Origin of the sequence: Candidatus Methanoperedens sp., assembly GCA_027460525.1 — an archaeon.
GTDB lineage: Archaea > Halobacteriota > Methanosarcinia > Methanosarcinales > Methanoperedenaceae > Methanoperedens.
On record JAPZAS010000036.1, the window covers coordinates 1 to 17,706 of the forward strand.

Sequence of the window (17,706 nt, forward strand, 5' to 3'; positions counted from 1 at the left end):
GCTGGTGCAGATGGGTCACGAAGTAACCGTCTACTGTCGAACTTACTTCACGCCGTCGCTTCCCGAATACCACGGGATGCGGCTGGTACGACTGCCCACCATCCGGTCAAAACATCTGGAGACTGTGGTGCACACGCTGCTGAGCAATTATGGATACTGGCTTTGCTCCTCGGGCTGCATATGTACCTTCTGATATACATAGGCCTCTAAGATGTTCATACAGGAGAAGATTCCATGGATGGGGGATATATCATTACGAATAAGGGAAGTTGCTGGTTCTGATTATGCCTCATGTAGGATACAGAAAGGGCTTTCACTTTCCTTCGGCGATATTGACCTGGCTGAAGAAGGAACAGGGTTCGGAGTCCCCGTACTCAAGTTCGGGCACAAAGCAATTTTTCCGGGCTGTGCTCGCATAACTAAAAACATAGAGAAGGATAAAACCTCATTAACCATTGATTATGACCTCAATCTTTGGGAAAGGATGGCTGTGAAGGGTAAGAAAATAAACAGCAGGACTTTTTACGAGATGAAGGGGTTTCTCTCCTCTTTGCACAGGGAATGTCCTCACCTTCGTAAAATACTCACCCATGCCTCCAGCATCGCAAGGCGCACCTTCGGCATAGTAACGCGATTTGAGGAAATACCTTCTCGCGGCATTGTGCAGGTGCTCTACATAATCCGCGCAGGGAATATCCATATCAGCGTGGATACAAGCAGGGTGAAGAAATATAATTGCACAGGGATAATGCTCATGAACGAGCAGGGTGCAAACTATTTTGATAAGTACCGCGATTCAAGCGGATTATCTCTCAAAGGAAATGCGATAGGGACATGGGATGAGACTTTTGCGGACGAGGCATCATTTGAGGATACCAACCACAGACTTGAATTTACATTGCAGAAGGTGGCTGGAGCAAGGATATTCCGGGGAAGGGAACTTGTGCCGGGCAGGCTTGCATGGTCAGGGCTTGCCTATTCGATACCTCCGGATACACCTAATTTTTCTTATAATATCAGGATGGTATGCAGGTAAAATGACCTCTGTTCTTTTGATATATCCATATTTTAATCCCCCGAACAACAGGTCTATCTTCCGTTTCCCTCCTCTCGGAGTGGGCTATGTGGCATCCAGTCTCAGGAATGCAGGGTACGATGTTGAAATACTTGACTGCACCTTCATGAACAGAGAGGATGCGATGAAGGCTGCCCGTGCTTGTGGCGCAGATGTGGCTGGGATATACTGCATGGTGACAATGCGTGAGGAGTGCATAAGGTTTGCAAGAGCCTTACGGAACAAGTGTGACCTTCTTGTTGCAGGCGGGCCACTGCCGTCGTGCGATCCCCTTCCCTTTATGGAGGATTTCGATGTTGTGGTCAGGGGAGAAGGGGAAAAGGCAATGGCAGAGGTAGTCCGTGCTTATGAAAGCGGCAGCGATTTTGAATCCGTACAGGGAATCGTATGCAGGAGAAAGAACACGATGAGAGGAGAAAAAAGTACGGCTGCAATTGTTTTCACAGCCTCAAGAAAATTAGAGGCACATCTTGATGAAATAGCGTTTCCCGCGAGGGATTTACTCCAGAACAACAAATACATCGGGTATTCGAAGAGAAGGTTCGGGCATGCTACCACCACGATAATCACGACAAGGGGCTGTCCGTTCAGATGCGAGTTCTGCAGCAACGCGGTCTTCGGTATTTCATATCGTGAGAGGTCGCCTGAGAATGTGCTTCTTGAGGTGGAAGAGGCGCTCTCATATGGATATGACCGCATCCACTTTGCAGATGACGTATTTACGCTTAACAGGGAAAGAATTCTTAAGTTTTGCGAGGAGATCAGGAAGCGAGAGCTTGATTTCAAATGGGAATGCCTGGGCAGGGTGGACTCCATCGACAGGGAGATTGCAGCTTTGATGAAGGAGGCGGGTTGCGACAGGATATTCTTCGGGATAGAATCCGGCAATGACAGGATATTGAAGATGATGAAAAAAAAAATCACGGTAGATAATGCGCGCAGGGCTGTGGAGGCTGCCCATTCGGCTGGGATTCGCACGGGGGCTTTTTTCATTCTCTGTTATCCCGGGGAGACCGATGACACAGTGCTCGATACTTTAAGTTTTTCCACATCCCTTCCTCTTGATTACCTTTCATTCACAGTGCCCTATCCACTGCCCGGTACTCTCCTTTATGAGAGGGTGAAGCACAGGATTAAAAAGGAATGGAAAGTCCCGGAGGGTATTTGGGACCATGTGCTTATCTATGACGATGAATTCTCCGAGATAAAAATGAATTTTGCGATTCTTAAAGGGCAGGCGCAGTTCGGGATGAGAAGGAAATTAGGGAGCTTTGCTGTGAAACCTTTTGAGATGCTGACGGATGCTGTTTTTAGGGTTATGAAGTAGGAATGCGCATATCGGGTTCTTTGACAATATACCAAAAACTCATATACGTTACAATCGGTAAACTGGGCTATTGAGAGTTTGAAGATGCGATTAGTGGTGTTTTAAATGGTGATTTTGGATCCGTGCGTCCGGCTGAAGACGATTCAGAAGCAGCTTATCCCTGCAATCATTAACAGTGCCAGGTTTGAAATTGAGACTCTGGACATCAGAGCAGCCATTGAGAAAAATCTGCCCGCTCTCGAAGAAGATTGCTACGAGCTTGCGGATAGATGCGAGAAGGCTTTCCCGGAGTGCGGGAAGGAAATTGAGCTGTGCAGAAAGGAAAGGATAAAGGAACTGTTCCAGGATGCCAGGGATAAGCTCGAAAAGATATGGGAAGAGAAGGAGAAGAAGAAAGAGGCGCAGGAAGCTGAAGCTGCTCAATGAGAAAGAGCCGGGAGGGATAGGGTTAAAGATTGTGAGGAGGAAAAAGGAGGCGTAAAGATGGAACCGCGGATGAACGCAGATTTAATGTTTATATGGTAAGGCTTATTACACTTAATTCAAATTGCAGAGAGCATTATGATATCCAAAAAAGACCTTGAGCACATAGCATGGTTATCCCGCCTTGAATTAAGCGAGGAAGACAAGGAAAAATACACGCCCAAACTTAATTCGGTTCTTGATTATTTCGGGGAGCTTGATGAGGTAGATACGGAAGGTGTTGAACCTGCATACCACATCCTGCCGATGAACAATGTTTTCAGGGACGATGTTGAAAATGTCCCCACACGCTCGCTGCCGCAGGAGGAAGTGCTTTCCAATGCCCCGAAAAAGCAGGATGGTTTCTTCAAAGCTCCAAGGATGATGTAAATGGTAAGTATCAATGAGCTGAAAGAAAGAATCCATGCCGAGTCTTCTCTCGAAATTGTTCTTGAGTATTTTGAGAAGATAGAATCCAGCAGACTGAATGCCTTTATCACCCAGGCAAAAGAAAGTGCGCTTTCCCGTGCCAGGGAAATAGATTCAGAAGGTCATGATGGAGCCCTTGCAGGCATACCTGTGGCAATCAAGGACAATATTTCCACAAAAGGTATCCAGACCACCTGTGCCTCAAAGATTCTGACAGGCTATGTCCCTCCATACGATGCCCATGTTATCGAGAGGCTAAAAGAAGCTGGCGCAGTGATTATAGGCAAGACAAATATGGACGAGTTTGCCATGGGTACCTCTACTGAGACAAGTTTCTACGGTGCTACAAGGAACCCGTGGAACCTGGATAGGGTGCCAGGGGGGTCTTCCGGAGGCAGCGCAGCAGTAGTTGCAGGAGGAGAAGCGCCGCTTGCCCTCGGTTCCGATACAGGCGGCTCTGTCCGCTGCCCTGCTTCGTTCTGCGGCATTGTCGGATTAAAACCAACATACGGCGTTGTATCCCGCTATGGGCTTATCGCCTATGCCAACTCACTTGAGCAGATAGGACCGTTTGCCACGAATGTCCGCGACCTTGCAGCGCTTTTTGATGTAATCTCTGGTTACGACCCTCGCGACTCCACATCCGTAGCGCGAGAAACAAATTATTCGTCAGCATTAAGAAACGATGTAACTGGTTTAAAAATAGGGGTGCCTGAAGAATATTTTGGGGAAGGAACGGATGAAAATGTGGAAAAAGCTGTCTGGGATGCGATTCATACGCTTGAAGACCTCGGAGCAAGCCGAATGAAAGTAAAGATGCCACATACGAAATATGCACTTTCTGCATATTACATAATAGCCATGAGCGAAGCCTCTTCCAACCTTGCGCGCTTTGACGGCATGAGATACGGTCTCAGGACTGAGGATTCGGACTGGCATACCACATTCTCGCAGGCGAGGGCAGCAGGGTTTGGAGACGAAGTAAAGCGAAGGATTCTTTTAGGCACATACGCACTCTCTGCAGGGTATCATGACAAGTATTATTTAAAAGCCCTGAAGGTAAGAACTCTAATAAAGCAGGATTTTGAGCGCGCATTCAGGGATGCGGATGTCCTTATCACGCCCACAATGCCTTATCCTGCATTCAAACTCGGGGAAAAAATAGATGACCCGCTCTCGCTGTATCTCGCAGATGTGGATACCGTGCCCATAAACCTTGCCGGCGTTCCCTCTATTTCAGTGCCGTGCGGCTTTTCAGAAGGGCTTCCAATCGGGATGCAGATAATCGGGAAGCATTTTGATGAAACCACGATATTGCGCACTGCTTATACGTTTGAAGAGAATACGGATTTCCATACCAGAAGACCGGAGGGATTGTAATGTATGAAAATCCTGACGGCGTGAAAATCGGGCTTGAGGTGCACGTGCAGTTGAACAAACTCAGGACCAAGGTATTCTGCGGATGTACCACCGATTATCACAACGACCCACCTAACTCCCATGTGTGCCCTGTGTGCCTGGGGCTTCCCGGCGCCATGCCTGTGATAAATAAAAAGGCAGTGGAAGCAGCCATAAAAGTTGGACTGGCTCTCCGCTGCAAGATAGAGGAGCATACGCAGTTTTATCGAAAGAACTACTATTATCCCGACCTTCCGAAAGGCTTCCAGATAACGCAGTATGATTTCCCGATTTCAAGCCAGGGCTATATCACCATAGAGGGCGAGGGCGGGGAACATACAGTCAGGATTACACGTGCCCATCTGGAAGAAGACCCGGGAAGGCTTGTGCATGAGGGCACAATCGAGAAATCAAAGTATACGCTTATCGATTACAACCGCTCAGGAATGGCGCTTCTTGAGGTTGTGAGCGAGCCAGACCTCAGGAGCCCGAAAGAGGCGCGGCGATATCTCGACAAGCTTCGAAACATACTTGAATATCTCGACGTTTTCGACGGCAATCTTGAAGGCGCCTTGCGTGTGGATGCCAATATCTCCATAATGGGAGGGCAGCGCGCCGAGATCAAGAATATAAGCTCGCATAAAGGGGCAGAGCGGGCGCTGCTGTATGAAATCGTGAGGCAGAAGAACGTGCTGCGCCGCGGCGGCGTTGTGGTGCTGGAGACGCGCCATTTTGATGAGGCGCGGGAGATCACACTTTCCATGCGTTCTAAGGAAGAGGCGCACGACTACCGCTATTTCCCTGAGCCTGACCTCGTGCCCCTCAAGATTTCAGGATGGGCGCCCGCGATAAAGGAGACGCTGCCAGAGCTGCCGGATGCGAGGCGGATGAGGTTTGTGGAGCAGTATGGGATTATGGATGACCATGCCAAGGCGCTGACATCTGAGATTAGGCTGGCAGAATTTTATGAAGATGTAGCAAAGAGAGCAGCCCCCAAAATGGCTGCCGTGTGGATATGCGATGTGCTGAAAGGCGAATTGAATTACCGTGATGCATCTTTTAATGTCTACAAAGAGCCACCGAATTGTTGGAATTGCGGCAAAAGAATGTTCTTGGAAAATGATAGATTTAATTGTGCATGTGGGGCATTTAGGGATAAAAATAATATTTTTATTATTCGAACACAAAAACCAGAAACCCCTGAGCGTGAACTAACATCAAAAGATATGTTAGATATACTTGATTTCTTGTTAAACAATAAAATCTCAGAAGATGGTGCAGTAGAAACCATAAGAGCCATTCTTGAGAAAGCCATACCGAAAGTGCCATCGAAGGAAAAAGTTAGTGAAATAGTTAAAGAAAAGGGATTGCTAAAAGTGGAAGGGAACATCGTGGAGACCGCGGCGCTTGAGGCGATAAAGGAGAACCCACAGGCTGTGGCTGATTACAGAGCCGGAAAGGAAAAGGCGCTCAACTCGCTTGTGGGCGCGGTGATGAAGAAGACAAAGGGCAGGGCAGATGCGCGGGCGGCGAGGGAAGTGCTGCTGGGGAAGCTGGGAAAGTAATTTTTTTGTTCTCAAGACAATGAATAGAGTGGATATAGATTTAAGATTGAAATACCAATGAGTCGTTATTATAATAGTTTACGAGATGGTAACTAATGTTTGGGAATGCACGCTCTTCTGTGATTAAATTTTTTGATTATTTAGAGAAGAATCCAAGTGATGCAGTTTCGTTTTATGCACTTTTTTTTGGCTTAATGACCCTATTGATAGCTTCAAAAAAGGATACTAATGTAGATCTAGGATTGCTGTATGTTTTGGGTATTGTTTCGATTATCGCAGGTTTTGTTTTTGGACTGGATATTATTTTGCGTAAAAAATTTAAAAATAAATTTTTAACAAATAAAATTGATTTTATGGTGAATATTTTATTTATTATAATATTTATTCCACAATTAATTAGATCAAATTCTAAGTCCGTTTCGTTTATCTTGATGTTAATAATAGTTGTGTATTCATTACGTGTTGTACTTTTTTCCTATTTTATGTTCGCATGGAGATTAAATAAGTCATCGGAAGAAGATAAAAAATTCAATGCATCAACTTATTCATTTGTATTTACATTATTCCCTTTATTAACTTCTTCGAGTATTGATTTTTTGTTTTTTAAAGTTTTCATACTTTTCTTGGCTTATGGTATTTATTATTTGGTAAGGGAAAGATATTTACCTGAATCTATTAAATCCTCTATGGAGGGAAATATAACTTATAAAAAAAGTGTTTTTTCAGAAGTTTGGAGTATGGGTCTTTTGGTTATGTATATTATATTATTAATGTTTTTATTGTTTTATTTTAATGTCTTAGTAGTTTCTGAAACCCAGCCCACTCTCTATTATTTTTATTCCACTGCAGCGCAAGTATTTGCGGCGCTTCTTGGGATTGTTGTAATGTTTAGCATATTAATTTTGCAAAAAGAAGAAAAACAGCATGCTGATAGGAGAAGAATCTTAAAAAAGGGACTTAAAGGATTTACGATATTATATATCATAATCATAGTTTTATCCATCACTGGAATTGTAATAAAAGACACTATTAATTTCAATCCAATAGAAAAAATGCCCGATATGCCTAATCTTAGTGTATTTAGGGATGTATTAAATGTGGGGATTTTTGAATTAATATTCTTAATGATCCCAGTAGCGTTATTATATCTTTACGCAATGATATCTTCATTTTTAAACTGGGAAGCTACATTTGAAATTAAGCAAGGTCAAAAAATCCTTTCAGATACAATTAAAGAAGCCAGTGGAGCAGATACGATCAAAATAGAAGTTAAATAGAATTTATCCTAGGTCATCCAATATTAACCTTTTCTTTTTTTGGTATTGCGCCGCCCCTCTTCTGCAAACTCCCGCTGGCACAGCCGCACTCGCCGACGGCGCCGCCGAGCCACGCATCGCCAGCAATGTTCCAATTTTATTCAAGCAACCTTTATAACGTTAAAAGCCAATGCATATTACAGTTATGTCCTCCGAATACGTGAAAGCCATAAATTCCCAACTCTCCCACGGTCTTGAGTTCGAGAAAAAATATATAGAGTCCACTATAAATAAAATGTTAAAGGTAGAGCTGGGCATGGTCAAGCGCGAGCTCAAGCAGTTCAAGAACTCGCTTGCTGATTTTGAAAAACGCCACAAAATGAGCTCAGACGAATTTTACGAGAAATTCAAGGCAGGCAAACTTGGGGATGACAGGGAATACCTAAAATGGTATGCTTATAAGGATACATTCAACAAGCTCATGGAACGGTTAAAGGAGATTGAAAAGGTAGTTCATGCTTGAGAACTTCCTTGCTGATCTCAAGGCATCTTTAACCGCATCTCCGATTGTTAAGGATATTGAGATACTTGATGAATTCATCACCTCTGTTTCTGGATTTTTGGATTGCAGGGTTCTGATGATTGATGGGTCAGAACTATTTGTTTCTGAATATATCACTATTCTTAAGGACAGGATAAAACGCGATAAATATTCGTATCATCTCCAAAAAAATGATGAACTTATAATAAGATGGGACAATGCGCCTCATCATAGAGAAGTTTCCACTTTTCCAGACCATGTGCACAGGAAAGATGGAGTTCATGAGTCAAAAGAGATGACCGCGGAAGATATACTGGAAGAGCTTTCAGTGATAGTTCAGGAAGGATTTTAAGAAATAATAAACTCCTATTCGGTCGCGCCTCCCTCCCTCACACAACCCACGCTGGCACAGCCGCACTCGCCGACGGCGCTCCCGAAGCGCTCACATCTTCTTCTCAAGCTCGGTAGGAGTTATTGCTGCTTTCTCTACGCCGTTTTTAAATACTATTATTAAATAGTATTATTTATGACAACCGTGACTGTTACGCGACATGCACAAATAACCATCCCGAAAAAGATAAGGGAAGCACTTGGGATCAGAGGAGGAGAGAAAGTTGATGTGTCTCTTGATAACGGAAAAATCATTGTGAGAAAAACTATACCCAGAATAAAGGAGTTCTGCGACTTTCTGCCCCAAGATTTCACTATTGTACTTGAAAAAATGCGAAAAGATTCCAGTATTCGTAATTTTACAAAACCAAGGTCTCCTTATTGAAGAATAAAAAACAAGACAATCGCCGGAATTCCTATCATCGCCCATAATACCGGGTTGTAGCGCCACACTTTTGCACCATCAAGCGGTCCGAAAGGTATCATGTTGAATCCTGCAAGGAACACATTGATAAAGGCGCCCCTACTGAGAACCTCGTATGCTAGGCCAGAAGGCATAACGAAGAATGAAGCGGTAATAAAAGATACCGCAAGTATAAGATTCACTATCGCACCAGAAACCGAGATGTATGCAAACTCCTTTGCGCTCTGGAGAGACTCCCAGTAGCGGTCTTCAGGCGGGCTGTACAACGCTCTTTTGCCGCGAATCATTACAGCACCAGGTGCAGCGAATACGAAATTACCTTTAGTGACAAAAGAAAGACCAAGCGCTAAAAGAAGACCCATTGGACTTGCTTCATAGTCAGCAACATAGCCATATTTTTGAGCTGTGAATTTATGGGCTAGTTCATGTAGCATGAAACCTATCCCCACTCCAAAAGCTGATATTAACAGTGTTTCACGACTTAAACTGGGATAGGGAGTAAACGCAATAGTTAGAACTATTAGGGATGCAACGAGATGCACTATCTCCCTTGAACTGCTCCTATCCATAGCCTAAAAATACAGTTAAAAACATATAAACTATACCATGCCGCACGCGAAGTTTGACAATAACTCGTCTTGCTGAGGGCTTTTCACACCATAGAGGCACTGGCGCGCATCCTTATAATAGAGCCGCTCTTCAAGGATGCCTTCCTTTTTTAACCTGCTCAAGGCATAGCGCACCGTTCGCGGGGGCAAGTAACTCTCAGCCACGAGCTCTTTCTGCGTAAGAAGACCTTTGTATTCAAGCACCTTGAAAACGAGTTTAACCGAAGGGGATAACTGTCCTATCTTTCGGGTGTAAACGTCCTGAACGGCTGCGGTTTCGGAATAAAGGTATTTATCCATCGTTTTTGCCATATAAATATAAAGATGCATTGATACGATTTAAATCTTTAGGCAAAATATGCCTCTATAATAAGGAATAATAACTTCCAACCAGCAGCGCTATTAATGCATCAAACCACATGTAGATTATATGGTACTGTGCTGGGGTAAGTATTCATCTACAAGACCTTGGGCTTAGTCTTCCTGGCATCCTGCACCCACTGCTGAACATTTTCCAGAGGCGGCAATTGCTTCACCAAAGATTGTGCCTTGTTAACTTGGCTTAACAAATTTGCCAGTTCACACGGGTCGCTTACCTTCTTAAGAGCATCAAGCGAGCCCACATCTGCAGCTTCCAGCAGGTTGGCATACTGTGTGTTCCCTACGATGCGCATCAGATCAGCCAGGAGCGCCCACCGCCGCAGGAGCGTGGTGCTGATGCCGAGCTTTTTCGCCAGCTCTTCCCGTAATGATGGTGTATCAGCCTTCAGGATCAGGTCGCAGTGCGAGAATATTCCCTCCTCTTTAAGTTGCCTGGCGTAAGCCTCCCTGATAATTGCCAAGCCTGCTAAGGGTAACAGGTCAGAAGTGTCAGGTACGGAAGTTCCATACTTCTTGATAATTTCATCAAATTTAGTCTTTGTCTCCTTAAACTCACGTACTCCTTTCAACGAAGGGTCTTTTTGAGCCCACTGGACGAGGGTGCCTCCTCTTTCGAGGGCGTACTCCAGATGGAATAATGCTTCTTGATATGCCTTAGTTGAAGAGTATTTCTTCTTTTCATTATCACCAACATGGGAATAGTAGCAGGCCAGGTTATACCGGCTCCTGTAAGAGAGTTTTTTTTGGTTGATGCTCGTGATCTGGGTCTCAGCCTCCTTTATATTGTCCTTGCCCACCAGGATTCCCGCATACAGGATAACCGCCATCGGATAGAACGATATCAGGAACTCTTTCAATGCCTTGTTTTTACTTTTCTCCAGTTCATTGATAGTTTCCCGGATTGCTTTCACCAACATCTTCGCTTCCTCCTCTGCCTTGGACAGGTCGCCTTTGTACCCGCTGGTGGCAGCCAACTGGTATTCAGCCTTGTACCACACAATCTTATCTGGTTTAGTGTCTTTTCTTACCAGCTCCAGTCGCTCCAGCGCTCGTTCATATTCTCCTGCTTCTGTATCCATAACTCCCAGGTTGAATAGTGCCTCCAAATTGTTCTCATGTCTGTTCAGCACATTCAGAAACATTAGCCTCGCTTTGTCATCTTTACCTTCTATCCTCCAGCGCATGCCGGCTCGTAAGTAAGCGTAACTCTGCCAGTCATTAATGCCTCTATGAGCAGACTTCCCAGCATCTTCCATAGCAGCTCTCAATTGGAAGTGGGCCCAGATTGCTGCCGGTTCGACCAAGCAATAGTACGGCACCGGGTCATTGTCCTTCACCGCGGACTGTGTCGCTGTCGGGTCGTAATCTTTCTGCCAGATCGTAATGTTACTCAGGATATTCCCAGTCTGGTTCTCCACAATAGACAATGTCAACCCAGCACCGCTATCCCCCGGCTTCTCCAAATAACCTGATAGAGTAATCACATTCGAAGGAATTATCCACTCAATCAAGTCCGACATGATCTTTATCTGCGGCGATACCGACTTAACGTCAACAGGAATTTTAGGGAGCATTTCGGCCTCCACTAGATGCACATGTGCACCCCCACTGGTTTCTAACTGCATAAGCGACTCTTCCATCATCGCTCCCATTCCTTTCCCTATTTCAAGTCCCGTTGCTCCTTTGTCGAAGTCCTGGATGTCCAATCGTGGCTCCTTATAGAAGCTCCGTAACCATGGCCAAATCCGAGATATCAGGATGTATAGTCCCAGCAGGAAGATTACAATCTCGCCCACAGGCTGTCCCCATCGCCCTATCCAGCTTCGGGCATCTCGCCAATAGGGTATATTCCCTCCAGGTAAATATTCCAGAGCCTGCTGAGCCTCCGTGAATGTCTGGTTTTTCTTTAAGGCTTCGATATAAGCATTGCGGGCTAAATCCACTTGACTGGCATTCTCATACGCCCGACCTAACTCGTAGGAATTTATTGCCTGTGCGCGCTGCGATTCATTGATTCCATTCAATGCGCAGTCAAGTTTTGGGTCTTGTTTCAGCAAAGCAGTATAATTAGTCAGGGCATCGTCATACAGCTGTGCCTTAAGCAATGCATCGGCTGCATCGCATTGTCCCTGCGCTGCCGCACCGTTTGTGAGCAGCAATGCCGCAACCAATAGCGTAAACACATATCCTGAAACCCTTACATTCACAGACATCCGCATAGATATTTCATATATAGCTCTTCTGGACGAACTCAATTTTCCCATGCATCGTATTTTCATAGCACCCACCATCTAAATATAATGTTTAATTCAATATTTTTAAAAGTTTTATTTATATCTACCGTTCTCACGGGGCTCTAATGACAAAATCCTGCGAAGTACCCGAAAATACCTTCGCAAAGCTTATTTAAAGCTAAGTGAAAGTAATATCACATGAAAGACCTTCTCGCGTGGGACCAGACATTATTCAAAGACAGCGAGCTCTTCGAGCTTGACCACGTACCCGAGCATTTTCTCCACAGGGATGCGCAGTTGCAGGCTCTGATGTACAGCATCCGTCCTGGGCTGGGCGGCTCTCGACCCCTGAACTCCCTGTGCATCGGCGCTCCCGGCACAGGCAAGACCACGGCTGTGCTTAAGATTTTCGAGGAAATAGAGAAGCACACGCCTAAAATAATCCCGGTGCTTGTGAACTGCCAGGTAAATTCCACAAGATATGCCGTGTATTCCCAGATTTTCAAGAAGCTTATAGGGTATGCTCCTCCTTCATCCGGCGTTTCTTTCAAAAAGATTTTCAGCGAAGTGGTAAAACACATCGCTGAGCGCGAGAAAGTGCTTGTGGTAGCGCTCGATGACATGAATTATCTTTTCTACGAGAATGAGGTCAATGAGGTGCTTTATTCGCTGCTGCGGGCGCACGAGACGCATCCAGGAGCGCGTGTGGGCGTTATAGCAGTACTGAGCGATACAGGCGTTCCGCATCTGCTTGACCCGAAAGTGGAATCCGTGTTTTTGCCTGAGGAGATAAAATTCCCGCAGTATTCATACGATGAAATAAAAGATATCCTGTCAAACCGCGCAAAGCTCGGGTTTTATCCAAACGTGCTTGATAGCGGCGTTCTTGAGAAGATTACAGAACACACATTTGCTCTCGGGGATTTACGTGTGGGGATAGACCTCTTAAAACGCGCCGCTCTTAACGCAGAGCGCCGTGCAAGCAGGACGATAGCCCCGCAGGATGTTGAGACTGCCTATGAAAAATCGCGGCTTGTGCACCTTTCGTATATGATGCGGGCGTTGAAAAAGGATGAGAAGATTCTTCTTGGACTGATAGCCGATTTCCCGCAGTCCAATTCAGGCGAGCTTTATGAGAGGTTCCACTCAAAGACCGCCCTCGGCTACACGCGCTTCTATGAGATGCTGAACAAGCTCGGCTCTGTCAAACTAATAGATGCTGATTTTACAGGCAAGGGGGAGCGCGGGAGAAGCAGAGTGGTAAAGCTTCGGTATCATCCTGAGGAAGTCCGTGCAAGGCTGTGAGTTCACTATCCGCGATACTTTTTGATGTAAAAAGAATTATATAAGAGTAATAACAATATCAATATAGAGGGTACAACATGTCAATACTGGACGTAACTGAAGATCAGATATTCCATACGTTAGGAAGAGGAAAGGATCCGAATTTTAAGCCGATAGAGAAAGTCAGGCCTGTAATAACCAAACCAAAGAAAACATATGCACTTAACCAGACTATCAAAACTGCACAGATGGTGAAAGCAACGCAGATGCCGACAGTTCAGGCTCAGCCTGTGATATCAATCCCTTCATCGCAAGTCGATGATGACCCTGTGAAGAAGCTCACGGCAGATCTGGATGAACTGAACAACCGTGTCGCGGGGCTTCAGAAAATGGTAAAATGGTACATAGTTCCGCAGTTTGTAGTCGTTCTGGTTTTATTCTTCGCTCTTGTAGCGAAGGGTTAAACAGTTCCATTCTTAAATTTCCGTGAATCTTTAGATTTTGAAAATAAGGTTATCTCTGATTTTAGAATTTTTGACAGATATTTCAGATCAACCGATATTTTATTGTATTAGCATTCTTTATTGAGGATATGAAATACATCGTCCTTGTAGGAGACGGGATGGCGGATTATCCCATCCCTGAGCTCGGCGGCATCACGCCCCTTCAGGCTGCAAATATCCCGAACATGGATTTTATCGCCAAGCATGGAAAATGCGGTGTTGCTAAAACTATACCTGAGAATATGCCCGCAGGGAGCGATGTGGCGAATCTTTCCATACTGGGATATGACCCAGCACAATATTATTCAGGACGCGGTCCTCTTGAAGCTGCAAGCATCGGAATAACACTTGGAAGTGATGATGTGGCTTTCCGGTGCAATCTCATCACGGAGAAGGAAGGAACGATTGCCGATTACAGCGCGGGGCATATTTCAAGCGAAGAAGCCAAGAGCCTTATCGAGGCCGTTGATGAGGAACTCGGAACCCAGGGGAAATTTTATGCAGGGGTGAGTTACAGGCATCTGCTTGTAATGAAAAAAGGCGAAAAGGCACAATGTACACCGCCTCACGATGTGGTCGGGCAGTCAGTAGATGATTGCCTGCCGCGCGGGGAGGGCTCGGAGATTCTGATAGCTCTCATAAAAGCATCAAAACCAATACTTGAAAACCATGAAATCAATATGAAGCGAAGAAAAGCCGGGAAGAACATAGCCAACCTTATCTGGCCATGGGGGCAGGGAAGGGCGCCGAACATGCCTCGATTTGCGGACTTATTCGGAGTTTCAGGCTCGATTATCTCGGCAGTGGATTTATTAAAAGGTATCGGGAAGTATGCCGGTCTTGATATCATAAATGTTCCCGGGGCTACGGGATATCTGGATACCAACTTTTCCGGTAAAGCAGCGTATGCCCTCCGTTCGCTAAAAGACCATGAATTTGTGCTTGTGCATGTGGAGGCGCCTGACGAAGCAGGACATATGGGAAATATAGAAGCAAAGATAAAGGCAATTGAGGATTTTGATGAGAAAGTGGTTGGAGGCATGTTGAATGAACTTGCCGGGGACTATAGTATTATGGTATTGCCAGACCATTTCACCCCCATTTCTGTGAGAACGCACACAGGAGAGCCAGTTCCTTTTGCGATATATTCTTCCACTGAAAGCGCGGATTATGTGGACAGGTTTGATGAGTTCGCAGCAAAAGAGGGTGTTTTTGGATCTGTGGAAGGACACAGGCTGATGAATTTGCTTATTAAGTAAAAAAGAGAGACATGAGTATGGAATGGTATTTAATAGGAATTGCCGCTGCCGTGCTTACAACTTTCGGGTTCGTGCCGCAGATAATAAAAATGCACAGCATAAAATCTGTAAAGGACGTGAGCCTTGTTACATTGTTCCAGTTCAGCGCAGGCGTAGTGCTCTGGACTCTGTATGGGATTCATCTTGGGGATAATATCATTATTGTGGCCAACGCGGTCAGTTTTATAACACTTGTTGTGGCAATAGCTTTATATTATTATTACAATCGAAAATAATAAAACCATGATATCCGGTATAGAAAAGTTCTACTGCAAATCGCGGCTTCATGCATATATCTGGAGATACCTGGCAAATAAGCTCTTACCTGCTTTAATACCGTATTTTCCGTCTTCTCCTTTTGTTCTTGAAATAGGAACGGGGCAGGGACTTGGAGCTATTTTTCTGGCTGAAAAATTGAAATATTCAAGGTTTATAGCCATTGATTACGAACGCGATATGGTGGAAACTGCGATCTGGAATGTCAATAACAGAGGTCTTCAGGACAGGATAAGAGTGGAATGGGGGGATGCGGTCAGCCTGAATTTCCAGGAAAGCAGTTTCGATGCTGTTGTCTCGATAACAGTGCTCCATCATGTGCCGGGTTATGAAAAAGCGATTTTTGAGGCGGCTCGCGTGTTGAAGCGGGGAGGATTTTTCATGATTGTGGATTTAGATTTCAAGGCAAGTATTTTTCCAAGGTTCGATGTTCTAATCGGAGGGGCTGTCAGTACAGTTTCATGGGAGCAGGTTTCTTTGGCTTTGCAAAATGCGGGGTTTGATGTATTAAAGATAGAGCGCTATGGCATGGGTATGTTCGCTTCGGTTGCCGTGAAGCTATAAAATAGTTAAAATAAAAAAAGCTAAGTACATACCAGACATTGCTACCTTGATGCTCCCACTTACTCTAACAGGATTGAAACTCAAAAACCCGTTCATGCTTGCAGCAGGCATCATGGGTACAACAGGCGGCTCTTTGAAACGAGTAGCCGAAAGCGGAGCGGGTGCGGTTGTAACAAAATCCATCGGGGCGGAGCCGAAGGCAGGTCACAGCAACCCGACTATGGTAGAGGTGGACTGCGGCTACCTGAATGCCATGGGTCTTCCCAATCCTTCATACAGGAATTTCCAGGATGAAATAGAAAAAGCAAAAGAAGGAGGCGTGCCTGTGATTGCAAGCATATTCGGCGGAGAGCCAGATGAATTCAGAGAGGTAGCAAAGGCACTTTGCCCGGATGCATTTGAACTCAATGTGAGCTGCCCGCATGCCCATGGCTATGGGACTGAAGTAGGCACGGATCCAGTTCTTGTTGAAGAAATCACAAGGGCAGTCAAAAGCACCGTCGAAGTCCCGGTCTGGGTGAAGCTAACGCCTAATGTCACCGATATAACCAGAATCGGAGTGGCAGCGCAGCAGGGCGGAGCTGATGCCGTTGTGGCAATCAACACTGTGAGGGGGATGGCAATCGATATCGAAAGCGGCTATCCCCTACTTGGCAACAAATTCGGCGGGCTTTCTGGTCGCGCCATAAAACCCGTTGCAATAAAATGCGTTTACGACCTCTTCAAAACCCTTGATATACCTGTAATAGGCGTGGGCGGTATTTCTTCCTTTCGGGACGTTATCGAGTTCGTCATGGCAGGCGCCAGGGCAGTTGAGATCGGCTCTGCTGTGGGGAATAATGTCAATATTTTCGATGATGTCTCCTCCTGCATGGAAGCATTTTTAGAAGAAAAAGAATGGACATTGAATGACATATACGGGATGGCGCATGAAGTATGAAACCTGTTAATGTTGCGATCACAAAGGTTGTGGAGGAGACCCCGACAATCAGGACTTTTTTCTTCGATACCAGTTTTGAATTAATCCCGGGGCAGTTCGTGATGGTGTGGATCCGGGGAGTGGATGAGATACCGATGGCGCTTTCCTATGAGAATGCGATAACAGTCCAGAAAGTCGGACATGCAACATCAGCGCTGTTTGAACTTGGTGAATGCGATTCTCTTGGCATAAGAGGACCTTTTGGCAACGGCTTTGAGATTAAGAAAGGGCATATCCTGCTGATCGCTGGCGGAGTAGGGGCAGCCCCTTTGGCACCGCTTGCTGAAAAGACAGGCTCAGCGGGAATTAAGGTCACAACTCTGCTCGGCGCAAAAACAAAAGATGAACTGCTGTTCAGGGAGCGCTTTGAAGCTGTCGGCGAAATGCGGATTGCCACGGATGACGGCTCTGAGGGAGAGCGCGGATTTGTGACCGAGTTGCTCGAAGCGCGGGAAAGATACAGCCAGATATACTGCTGCGGTCCCGAGGCTATGATGAAAAAGGTTCTCGATGAGGTTGCTCCATCGAAGGCGCAATTCAGCCTTCATCGCTATATTAAATGCGGCATTGGGATATGCGGGGCGTGCTGCGTGGATGGGTTGCGTGTGTGCAGGGATGGGCCTGTATTTTCAGGAGAGGTTTTGAAGAATACCGAGATCGGGGTTTACAGAAGGAATGAGTGCGGGGAGAGGGTGAAGGTGTAGCGGCAGCA

21 protein-coding genes are annotated in these 17,706 nt (G+C 45.6%); 18 read left to right on the forward strand and 3 right to left on the reverse strand.

Annotated elements, in window-relative coordinates; all coding sequences use genetic code 11:
* The 11 genes from O8C68_12910 to O8C68_12960 form a co-directional block, all read left to right on the forward strand.
* The coding region (locus O8C68_12910) for a hypothetical protein (GenBank protein ID MCZ7396691.1) at positions 1–193 on the forward strand (193 nt) is incomplete at its 5' end.
* Between the two features lie 18 nt (positions 194–211).
* Entirely contained in the window at positions 212–1,036 is an 825-nt protein-coding gene (locus tag O8C68_12915) for a hypothetical protein (GenBank protein MCZ7396692.1), read from the forward strand.
* 1 nt (position 1,037) lies between these two features.
* Positions 1,038–2,402, forward strand: a complete 1,365-nt coding sequence (locus O8C68_12920) for a radical SAM protein (protein ID MCZ7396693.1) — start codon at positions 1,038–1,040, stop codon at positions 2,400–2,402.
* Between the two features lie 105 nt (positions 2,403–2,507).
* Positions 2,508–2,828 carry a hypothetical protein gene (locus O8C68_12925; GenBank protein ID MCZ7396694.1) on the forward strand — a complete coding sequence of 107 codons (321 nt, stop codon included), beginning with the start codon at positions 2,508–2,510 and terminating at the stop codon, positions 2,826–2,828.
* 135 nt (positions 2,829–2,963) lie between these two features.
* The gene (gene gatC, locus O8C68_12930; GenBank protein MCZ7396695.1) at positions 2,964–3,254 is read left to right on the forward strand and encodes an Asp-tRNA(Asn)/Glu-tRNA(Gln) amidotransferase subunit GatC; all 291 of its coding nucleotides are present in this window, start codon (positions 2,964–2,966) and stop codon (positions 3,252–3,254) included.
* The gene (gene gatA, locus O8C68_12935) at positions 3,255–4,673 is read left to right on the forward strand and encodes an Asp-tRNA(Asn)/Glu-tRNA(Gln) amidotransferase subunit GatA (GenBank protein ID MCZ7396696.1); all 1,419 of its coding nucleotides are present in this window, start codon (positions 3,255–3,257) and stop codon (positions 4,671–4,673) included.
* On the forward strand, positions 4,673–6,256 hold the full coding sequence (gene gatB / locus O8C68_12940; protein MCZ7396697.1) for an Asp-tRNA(Asn)/Glu-tRNA(Gln) amidotransferase subunit GatB: 1,584 nt from the start codon (positions 4,673–4,675) through the stop codon (positions 6,254–6,256). Before gatA ends, gatB begins: the two co-directional genes overlap by 1 nt.
* A 95-nt stretch (positions 6,257–6,351) precedes the next feature.
* Positions 6,352–7,533, forward strand: coding sequence for a hypothetical protein (locus tag O8C68_12945; GenBank protein ID MCZ7396698.1), 1,182 nt, complete (start codon positions 6,352–6,354; stop codon positions 7,531–7,533).
* Positions 7,534–7,717: 184 nt separating this feature from the next.
* Positions 7,718–8,035 (forward strand): hypothetical protein, encoded by a 318-nt coding sequence (locus O8C68_12950; GenBank protein ID MCZ7396699.1) that lies wholly within the window; start codon positions 7,718–7,720, stop codon positions 8,033–8,035.
* A complete protein-coding gene (locus O8C68_12955) occupies positions 8,028–8,405 on the forward strand; it encodes a DUF6516 family protein (protein ID MCZ7396700.1) in 378 nt (125 codons plus the stop codon). The genes O8C68_12950 and O8C68_12955 overlap by 8 nt, the downstream gene beginning before the upstream one ends.
* Positions 8,406–8,579: 174 nt before the next feature.
* A complete protein-coding gene (locus O8C68_12960; protein ID MCZ7396701.1) occupies positions 8,580–8,828 on the forward strand; it encodes an AbrB/MazE/SpoVT family DNA-binding domain-containing protein in 249 nt (82 codons plus the stop codon).
* On the opposite strand, the gene O8C68_12965 is transcribed toward O8C68_12960, so the two are convergent.
* From O8C68_12965 to O8C68_12975, 3 genes are all read right to left on the reverse strand, one after another.
* Complete coding sequence (locus O8C68_12965) at positions 8,822–9,436, reverse strand: M50 family metallopeptidase (GenBank protein ID MCZ7396702.1); 615 nt, start codon at positions 9,434–9,436, stop codon at positions 8,822–8,824. The genes O8C68_12960 and O8C68_12965 overlap by 7 nt on opposite strands.
* Positions 9,437–9,466: 30 nt before the next feature.
* On the reverse strand, positions 9,467–9,787 hold the full coding sequence (locus tag O8C68_12970; protein MCZ7396703.1) for a helix-turn-helix domain-containing protein: 321 nt from the start codon (positions 9,785–9,787) through the stop codon (positions 9,467–9,469).
* 146 nt (positions 9,788–9,933) lie between these two features.
* On the reverse strand, positions 9,934–12,135 hold the full coding sequence (locus tag O8C68_12975; GenBank protein MCZ7396704.1) for a DUF4332 domain-containing protein: 2,202 nt from the start codon (positions 12,133–12,135) through the stop codon (positions 9,934–9,936).
* A gap of 153 nt (positions 12,136–12,288) precedes the next feature.
* Between O8C68_12975 and O8C68_12980 the strand changes: the two genes are divergently transcribed.
* From O8C68_12980 to O8C68_13010, 7 genes are all read left to right on the forward strand, one after another.
* Positions 12,289–13,395 carry an ORC1-type DNA replication protein gene (locus O8C68_12980; protein ID MCZ7396705.1) on the forward strand — a complete coding sequence of 369 codons (1,107 nt, stop codon included), beginning with the start codon at positions 12,289–12,291 and terminating at the stop codon, positions 13,393–13,395.
* A 77-nt stretch (positions 13,396–13,472) separates the two neighbouring features.
* On the forward strand, positions 13,473–13,838 hold the full coding sequence (locus tag O8C68_12985; GenBank protein ID MCZ7396706.1) for a hypothetical protein: 366 nt from the start codon (positions 13,473–13,475) through the stop codon (positions 13,836–13,838).
* 128 nt (positions 13,839–13,966) lie between these two features.
* Positions 13,967–15,136, forward strand: coding sequence for a cofactor-independent phosphoglycerate mutase (locus O8C68_12990; protein MCZ7396707.1), 1,170 nt, complete (start codon positions 13,967–13,969; stop codon positions 15,134–15,136).
* 17 nt (positions 15,137–15,153) lie between these two features.
* Positions 15,154–15,411, forward strand: coding sequence for a SemiSWEET family transporter (locus O8C68_12995; GenBank protein MCZ7396708.1), 258 nt, complete (start codon positions 15,154–15,156; stop codon positions 15,409–15,411).
* 7 nt (positions 15,412–15,418) lie between these two features.
* A complete protein-coding gene (locus O8C68_13000; protein ID MCZ7396709.1) occupies positions 15,419–16,015 on the forward strand; it encodes a methyltransferase domain-containing protein in 597 nt (198 codons plus the stop codon).
* Positions 16,016–16,064: 49 nt separating this feature from the next.
* On the forward strand, positions 16,065–16,955 hold the full coding sequence (locus O8C68_13005) for a dihydroorotate dehydrogenase (GenBank protein ID MCZ7396710.1): 891 nt from the start codon (positions 16,065–16,067) through the stop codon (positions 16,953–16,955).
* Positions 16,952–17,698: a dihydroorotate dehydrogenase electron transfer subunit gene (locus tag O8C68_13010; protein MCZ7396711.1), complete on the forward strand. Its 747-nt coding sequence runs from the start codon at positions 16,952–16,954 to the stop codon at positions 17,696–17,698. Before O8C68_13005 ends, O8C68_13010 begins: the two co-directional genes overlap by 4 nt.
* Positions 17,699–17,706: the final 8 nt, after the last annotated feature.